General features: G+C 65.0%; 7 protein-coding genes. 6 read left to right on the top strand and 1 reads right to left on the bottom strand.

Annotated elements, in window-relative coordinates:
• On the bottom strand, positions 1-357 hold a 357-nt coding region (locus VGH68_RS24690), incomplete at its 3' end, for a LysR family transcriptional regulator (RefSeq protein ID WP_331606333.1).
• Between the two features lie 95 nt (positions 358-452).
• Between VGH68_RS24690 and VGH68_RS24685 the strand changes: the two genes are divergently transcribed.
• From VGH68_RS24685 to VGH68_RS24660, 6 genes are all read left to right on the top strand, one after another.
• Entirely contained in the window at positions 453-1,778 is a 1,326-nt protein-coding gene (locus VGH68_RS24685) for an MFS transporter (protein WP_331606332.1), read from the top strand.
• Positions 1,779-1,962: 184 nt separating this feature from the next.
• A complete protein-coding gene (locus VGH68_RS24680) occupies positions 1,963-2,718 on the top strand; it encodes a response regulator transcription factor (protein WP_331606331.1) in 756 nt (251 codons plus the stop codon).
• 56 nt (positions 2,719-2,774) lie between these two features.
• Positions 2,775-3,467, top strand: a complete 693-nt coding sequence (locus tag VGH68_RS24675; RefSeq protein WP_331606330.1) for a response regulator transcription factor — start codon at positions 2,775-2,777, stop codon at positions 3,465-3,467.
• 153 nt (positions 3,468-3,620) lie between these two features.
• Positions 3,621-4,265 (top strand): response regulator transcription factor, encoded by a 645-nt coding sequence (locus tag VGH68_RS24670; protein WP_331606329.1) that lies wholly within the window; start codon positions 3,621-3,623, stop codon positions 4,263-4,265.
• Between the two features lie 161 nt (positions 4,266-4,426).
• The gene (aqpZ, locus tag VGH68_RS24665; RefSeq protein ID WP_331606328.1) at positions 4,427-5,170 is read left to right on the top strand and encodes an aquaporin Z; all 744 of its coding nucleotides are present in this window, start codon (positions 4,427-4,429) and stop codon (positions 5,168-5,170) included.
• Positions 5,171-5,268: 98 nt separating this feature from the next.
• The coding region (locus VGH68_RS24660) for a transporter substrate-binding domain-containing protein (protein ID WP_414696983.1) at positions 5,269-7,352 on the top strand (2,084 nt) is incomplete at its 3' end.

Genomic DNA, 7,352 nt, shown 5'->3' with positions numbered 1-7,352 from the left:
CTGTTCCGAGAACGTTTTCAGAATGCGCGCGATGTCATGCGGCCGGTAATAGTCGGTGATCGCGATGCGCAGTTCGCCGTCGAGCGAGCGACCTTGCAGGTCGTCGAATGCCGCTTCGCTCATCGCGATGATGCGCCGTGCGTGCTCGCGCAGGCGTTCGCCCGCGGGCGTCGGGTTCACGCCTTGCCGCGTGCGCACGAAGAGCGGCTGGCCGGCGCGCTGCTCGAGCTTCTTCAACTGCTCGCTCACCGACGACTGCGACAGAAACACGCGCTCGGCGCCCGCCGATACGCTGCCGGATTCGGCGACCGCGACGAAAGTGCGCAACTGCGCAAGGTCAAAACCACGCTGGCTCATGATTCGGATATTCCGATGTCAGTGATCTGAAATTCCGGCTTTGCCGATGAAAGGCTCAGCCGTAGCATACCTCCAGAATCTTTGCGGAGGGTGCCATGGAAAACGGATCGACGACGGCGCCGCGCGGCGCGAAGCACCGCTGGAAGGTGCTCGGCGTGGGCTTTGCGGCCAACGCGAGCTTTTCGGCGGCGTTTTCGGGAATTCCGACGACCGCCGTGTTTCTGCGCTCGGGCTATCACCTGGGCAATGACGGGCTCGGCCTCGTGCTCGGGATGCTCGGCCTTGGCATCGCGGTCAGCGAATTGCCGTGGGGGCTGCTGACCGATCGTTGGGGTGATCGCCGCGTGCTGCTGCTCGGCTTGCTCGCGACGGCGGGCGCGCTCGCGGGCCTCGCGCTGTTCGTGTCGCCGGGCGGCGCGCATGTCCCGGGCGTCAGGTTGCTCGCGCTCGGTTTGCTGCTGGTCGGTTTGCTCGGCGGCAGCGTCAACGGATCGAGTGGCCGCGCGGTGATGGCATGGTTTGGCGAGGGCGAGCGCGGCCTTGCGATGAGCATCCGGCAGACCGCGGTGCCGGCAGGCGGCGGACTCAGCGCGCTCGTGCTGCCGGTGCTCGCGTCGCGCGCTGGTTTTGCGAGTGCGTACGCAGTGCTGGCGCTCGCGTGCGCGATGACCGCGCTGTTTGCGTGGCGCTGGCTGCACGAGCCCGCGCGTGCGGACGATGCGGGGACCGTGCAACCTGCTCCCGGCGCGCGCTCCACGCTTCAGCCGGGGCCGACAGCGAAAGCGCCGGCTGCGACCGTCTCACCATTGCGGGAGCTGCGCATCTGGCGTGTCGCGCTCGGCGCGGGCGCGCTGTGCGTGCCGCAGATCGCCGTCATCACGTTCGGTACCGTGTTTCTGCATGACTTCAGCCGTGCCGGCGTGCTGGCGATCAGCGCGACGATGGCGGCGGTGCAGACGGGCGCCGCTATCGCGCGGGTCTGCAGCGGCGCATGGACCGACCGGCGCGGCAACCGCCGCGCGTATATGCGGGCCTGCAGTCTGCTGACCGCCGTGCTGTTCGCGTCGCTGGCGTTGGCGACGGGCCTCGCCGGCATGCATCACGCGGCGCGCGCCGGGTTGTTCGCGGTGGTGATCGTGCTCGGCGGCGTCAGCGCGTCGGCGTGGCACGGCGTCGCGTTCACCGAACTCGCGACGCTCGCCGGCACCAACCGCGCCGGCACCGCGCTCGCGATGGGCAACACCTGCGTCTTCCTCACGCTATTCGTGACGCCGCTTGCGATTCCCGCACTGCTATCGGTGGGCGGGTGGCCGCTGGTGTGGACGGTCGCGAGCGCATGCGCACTGATCGCGCTGCCGGTGCTGCCGCGCGCCGCGTCGACGCGGGCGATGCGCACGGCTCGCGCCTGCGATGCGGCGTGAACGACTACACGAATGGTGGCGTGAGACGCTGTACGTGATCTAACCGCGACGCGATACCAGTTTTCGAAGCGGATTCGGAACGCTCCGATTTTTGCGAAGTTGTACGGGTGATTTGATGGCTTGTCCGGCATGGCGATCGGCTGCCGGCGACGTGAATCAACCCCCAACAACGGCGATCAACATCTTGGCAAATCTTCGAATCATTCTGGCTGACGATCACCCGTTCGTTCTGCTTGGCTACAGATCGACGCTGGCGACCTGCGAAGGCGTCGCGATCGTCGGCGAGGCGCGCACGTCCGCCGAATTGATCGCGCTATTGGAAAGCACGCGTTGCGACGTGCTCATCAACGATCTGTCGATGCCCGATCCCGCCGGCGTCATCGAAGACGGCACGAGCCTGGTGCGACGTATTCGCCGTGACTGGCCGGCGCTGCGCGTCGTCATTGCGACCGGGCAAACAAACGCCGCAATGTTGCGCGGGGTCGTCGCGGACGGAGCGCTTAGCGTGTTCGGCAAGCCGGACTCGCTAAACGAACTTCCGGACGCGATCTTCGAAAGCGCGCGCGGCGTGCGCTATCTGAGCCGCTCTATCATCGCCCTGCTCGCGCAGGCGCCGGTGCTGCCCCAGCCGCAGGCGCAGCGCGCGGCGCCCCACCTGTCGGCGCGGCAAATCGAAATCGTGCGCAGGCTCATATGCGGCGAATCGATCGCGCAGATCGCCGCGGCGCTCGGCTGCCATCCACGCACGATCAGCCGGCAAAAACGCGCGGCGATCGCGTGTTTCGGGGTGACCGACAGCGCTGGTCTCTTTTCGCGTGTGCGCGCGAGCGGAATGTTCTCGCGCGATCAAGGTAGCGAGGCATGGGCCATGGATGATTCGCTTGCCATTTCGGAGCGTTCTTATGTCCTTCGGATAACAAACACTCAACCATTGCGCTAGCGTCATTCATACGGAAGAAGGTCGAGGGAAATGAAAAGCATGAGGAGCGCCAGACAATGAACCCCATTGCCGCGGCTGCCACGCCCGTTCGAACCATCATCGCGGACGACCATCCGCTGGTGCTACTGGCTATCGAACATCTGATCGGCAGCTATCCGGGCTTGCAAGTGGTCGGTCGCGCGACGGACGTCGCCGAACTGTTTCTGGAGGTCGACCGCAGCCCGTGCGACCTCGTGCTGATGGATCTCTATATGCCCGGCGGCATCGACGAAAGCGGGTTCGGCGCGGTCAGACAGTTCAAGGCACGCTACCCGAATGTCGCGCTCGTGATTCTGACTATGGAAACCGAGGCGGCGACGCTGCGCCAGTTGATGTCGCTCGGCGTCAACGGCCTGCTCAGCAAGCGCGACCGCATCGATCTGATTCATGTGGCGGCCGTGATGGCACTCGCGCACGAGTGCTACGTCGGGCCGGCTGTGCGCACGCTGCTGACCGAGATGTCGATGAGCGCGCAACTCGATATCGTTCGCGCCGTGCTGTCGCGCCGCGAGCTCGAGGTATTCACCCAATATGCGTCCGGGCTCGGTGTCACGCAGATTGCCGAGCGCCTTGGGCGCAGCGTGAAGACGATCAGTGCACAGAAGTGCATGGCCATGCGCAAGCTCGCGCTCAATAGCGACGCCGAATTGTTCCGTTTCGCGCTGGAGCACGGGGTTGTGAGCGACGGCCGTAGCTGGGGCTGGGGCTAGGGTTGCAAGGAACCAGCCTGACTGCTCACGAGTGGTCAGCGAGCAAGCTGAATGGCAGCGATGTGCGGCGCGTACGCGCGGCGGTCGTCTCAATATCGGCATCAGGGGGACGCACGTGAGTGCTCTGCATGCCGGTCGACAACACAATAAGAAATGGCAAAGAAGATTCATGTCGTCCTGGCGGACGATCACGACTGCATTCGCGCGGGCGTCAGATATCTGCTGCGCGAGCGGCCGGATATCGAAATCGTCGGCGAAGCGAACGACACGATCACGCTCGAGCAACTGCTCGACGTCCGCGCGTGCGACGTCCTCGTGGCCGACATCGGCATGCCCGGGCTCGGCGGCGACGGCAACGCGGTGCCGCTGTTACGCCGCCTGCTGCGTCGTCAGCCGCATCCGCAGGTCGTCGTGCTGACGATGGTCAGCCACGCGAACATGCTTTCCGGTCTGCGCAGTATTGGCGTGACCGGCATCGTCGATAAACGCGACGCCGCCGCGACGCTGATCGACGCGATCGAAGCGGTCGCGGCCGGCCGGATTCATCTGTCCGAGCAGGTGCGCGCGGTGCTCGATGCGGCGCACCCCAGAGCGCCGTTGGGCGGCGGCGCGATGAGCGCGCGCGAGTGGGAAGTGTTCCAGCTCTATGCGCGCGGCCTCGCGGTGCACGAAATCGCTGGGCGTCTGCGACGCAGCGGCAAGACCATCAGCACGCAAAAGCGTAGCGCGATGCGCAAGCTCGGTTTGGAAACCGAAGGAGATCTGATCGACTACGCGAATCGGATTGGGCTGATATGACCCGGTGCGGTCGTTGAACGGATCATTAAGGAGATGATCGGTGATCTAGGAGTTCTCTGATTGGCGCGACCAGGACGGCACTCAATAATCGGACGTTGGCCCCGACTTCGTAGTGCTCGTCTCGCATGCAGTCGGTCTGGTCATTTCAAATCGGAGCACGAATGGTCACGCTGGGCAAGCGATTGTGGAGTGAGGGCGTGGGCACTGCGTGGCTGGTCTTCGTCGGATGCGGCAGTTCCGTGCTCGATACCGCCGGCGTGCTTCAGGGCAGCGGCGCGCTGCAAATATCGTTAGCGTTCGGCCTCGCTTTCGCCACCGCGAGCTATGCGTTACGCAACATCTCAGGCGGGCATTTCAATCCTGCCGTCACCATCGGTTTCACCGTCGCGCAGCGCTTTCCGGTCGGAGACCTGTTGCCGTACATCGTCGCTCAGATCGTAGGCGCAACGCTCGCCGCCGCATGTCTCGCCTATGTGGCGAGCGGCCGGCCAGGCTTTGAACTCGGTGCGAGCAATTTTGCCGCCAACGGCTTTGGCGCCCATTCGCCGGCCGACTATCCGTTGCACTCCGCGCTCGCCATCGAGTTCATGCTGTCCTTCGTCTTCGTCATTGCCTGCCTGCTCGTCGCCAACCGGAAGGAGATCGCGCCGGTTGCGCCGCTCATCACCGGCACCTGTCTGATGCTTTCCTACCTGCTGTCCATTCCTGTCACCAACGGCGCGCTCAATCCCGCTCGTTCCACCGCGCAGGCGCTTTTCGTCGGCAACTGGGCGCTAGACCAGCTCTGGCTGTTCTGGGCCGCGCCTTTTTCGGGCGCCCTCGTGGCCGGTGTGCTGTTTTCCTTTCTGAACGGCAGTGCCGATGCGTCTGCACGGTTGGGCGACGGACGGGGCGATATCGGGTGAGTTCATTGTTTCGGGCCGCTTTTGTTCACCGCCTTGCGATCGCGAACGGGTTGCGATGTTTGCTGCAAGGTCTGCTCGCGCTAAGCCTGCTCGCGGTGATGCATGCGACCTGCATGGCCGAACCGTCGGGGCGAGTACAACAGGCGCGCGTTGTGTCCGTTGTGGCTGCTACGTCTGCCAGTCCGTCCGTTCCTTTTCCCGGCAAACTGACCGTCGGCATGCTCGCGGATGGCTGGCCACCGTTCGACGTCGTACGCGACGGCCCCGTGGCCGCAGTGAGCGGTATGAGCGGCGATCTGCTGCGCGCGCTCGTGGGGCCGGACGTCGTCATCGAGGCGAAGACGTTTCCCGACATGAAGCAACTGCTCGCGGCGGCTTGCGCGGGGCACGTCGATCTGCTGATGAGCATTGCCCGCACGCCTGCGCGCGAGCGTTGCATCAGTTTCACCGCGCCATATTTCCGCGCGTTCGCGTCGGCTGTCGTGCGCCGCGACGATCATCGCTACACGAACCTGGCCGGCCTCGCAACGGCGCGCATCGCGATAGAACGCGGCTTCGCGCGCGAGCGACTGTTACGCGACGGTTTTCCGCGTGCCGGCATCGTGACGTTTGCGACCACGCGCGAGGCGCTGGCGGCGGTTTTGCACGGCGACGCCGACGCCTACATCGGCTTCGCGCCGGTCGTGCATGTCGAACTGGCCAGTGAAGCGTTTCGCGGGTTGCGCGTTGCGTTCGAGCACGGCGGCAAGGCATTGGATTTGCGCTTCGGCGTTCCGCTCGACCGGACCGAATTGCGAGATCAACTGAATCGCGCTCTTACGTCGCTTAAACCCGCCGAGGCTGCGGCGATCCGCGCGCGCTGGCTCTCCGGCAAATTCGGCGCCGCGGCCATGCCGGCCGCATCCGGATTGACGCTGACTACAGACGAAAAGAACTGGCTTCGTTCACTACCGCCGCTGCAAGTCGGTTTCGACAGCGACTCACCGCCATTCAGCTATGTCGACGACTCAGGCCGTCCGGCCGGGCTGAGCGCCGACTATCTCGCGCATCTGAGCAGCACGCTCGGTGTCGTGTTCAATCGTGCGCGGACGGTCGACTGGGCGGCCACCGTCGAAGCCTTCCAGCGCGGTGAGATCGCGATTCTTTCCACGATGTCGAGCCACGACCTGCCTGTCGAGGGCGCCGCACATAGCCGCGCGTACGAACAAGACCCAATTGTGGTGGTCGGCCGCAATGGCACGTCTCCTGCCTGCCAGTTCGGCCAGTTCACGGCCTGCCGCGTGGTCGTTCCAGCCCATCTCGCCGGCGCGCTTGCGCTTTCGTTCGAGGGCGTGCCGGCCGACGAAATCGTGATCGCTCCGAGCCTCGCCGCCGGGCTGCAAATGGTCGCGCACGGCGAGGCCGACATGCTCGCAGCTAACGCGGCCGCGATCAGCGTGCAGTTGCGGCGGCACTATGCGGGCGTGCTGAAGGTGTTAGGCACACTCGGCGAAAGCGAGTCGCTGTATTTCGCGGTGCGCGAGGATCTGAGTCCACTCGTTGGGCTCATCGACCGTGCGTTGCAGGCAATGCCCGCGGCCGAAAAGCTGCGCATCCGGCAGAAGTGGGTGAGTCCCATTGCACCGAACGAGCGCATGTGGAGCGTGAGCGCGCTGCATCTGCTGCCGGTGTTGATCGGCATCGGTGTTGTGCTGCTGGTTACGCTGCGCGCCTACGTGCTGCTGCAGCGTGAAGTCGGGCTGCGCAAGCGGACCGAGCGCGAACTCGCGCTACAGCTCAATTTCCAGCAGACGATGATGAAGACGGTGCCCTATCCGCTCGTCGCGAAGGATCTGGATGGGCGCTACATCGCGATCAACGAGGCCTACGAAAAAGCGTGTGGAATGAGCCGAGAGGCCGTGCTCGGCCGGACCACGGCCGAAGTCGGCACATGGGGCGATGCGAACGGCCGCAAGCTCGACGATATGACGCGCGAGTTGCTGCGCGGCGGCAACCGCGCGCAGGTCGAACTGCAGTTCAACGACAGGGCGGGCGAGCGGCGGCATGGACTGTTCTGGACTAGCGTCTGCAATGGCGACGACGGGCAGCCGGTTTGCGTGCTCGGCACGATGGTCGACATCACCGACATCCGGCGCGCCGAAATGCTGGCGCGTGAAACCGAGCGGCGTCTGTTCGACGTCAC

The sequence above is a fragment of the Paraburkholderia sp. genome, from assembly GCF_036488505.1.
Lineage (GTDB): Bacteria > Pseudomonadota > Gammaproteobacteria > Burkholderiales > Burkholderiaceae > Paraburkholderia.
Note: the sequence above shows the minus strand (reverse complement) of the source record. Positions and strands in the feature narration are given on the sequence as shown.

Coding starts and splice junctions, on each gene's coding strand:
- VGH68_RS24685 (WP_331606332.1), top strand. CDS start 453: ATGGAAAACGGATCGACGACGGCGCCGCGCGGCGCGAAGCACCGCTGG.
- VGH68_RS24675 (WP_331606330.1), top strand. CDS start 2,775: ATGAACCCCATTGCCGCGGCTGCCACGCCCGTTCGAACCATCATCGCG.
- VGH68_RS24670 (WP_331606329.1), top strand. CDS start 3,621: ATGGCAAAGAAGATTCATGTCGTCCTGGCGGACGATCACGACTGCATT.
- aqpZ (WP_331606328.1), top strand. CDS start 4,427: ATGGTCACGCTGGGCAAGCGATTGTGGAGTGAGGGCGTGGGCACTGCG.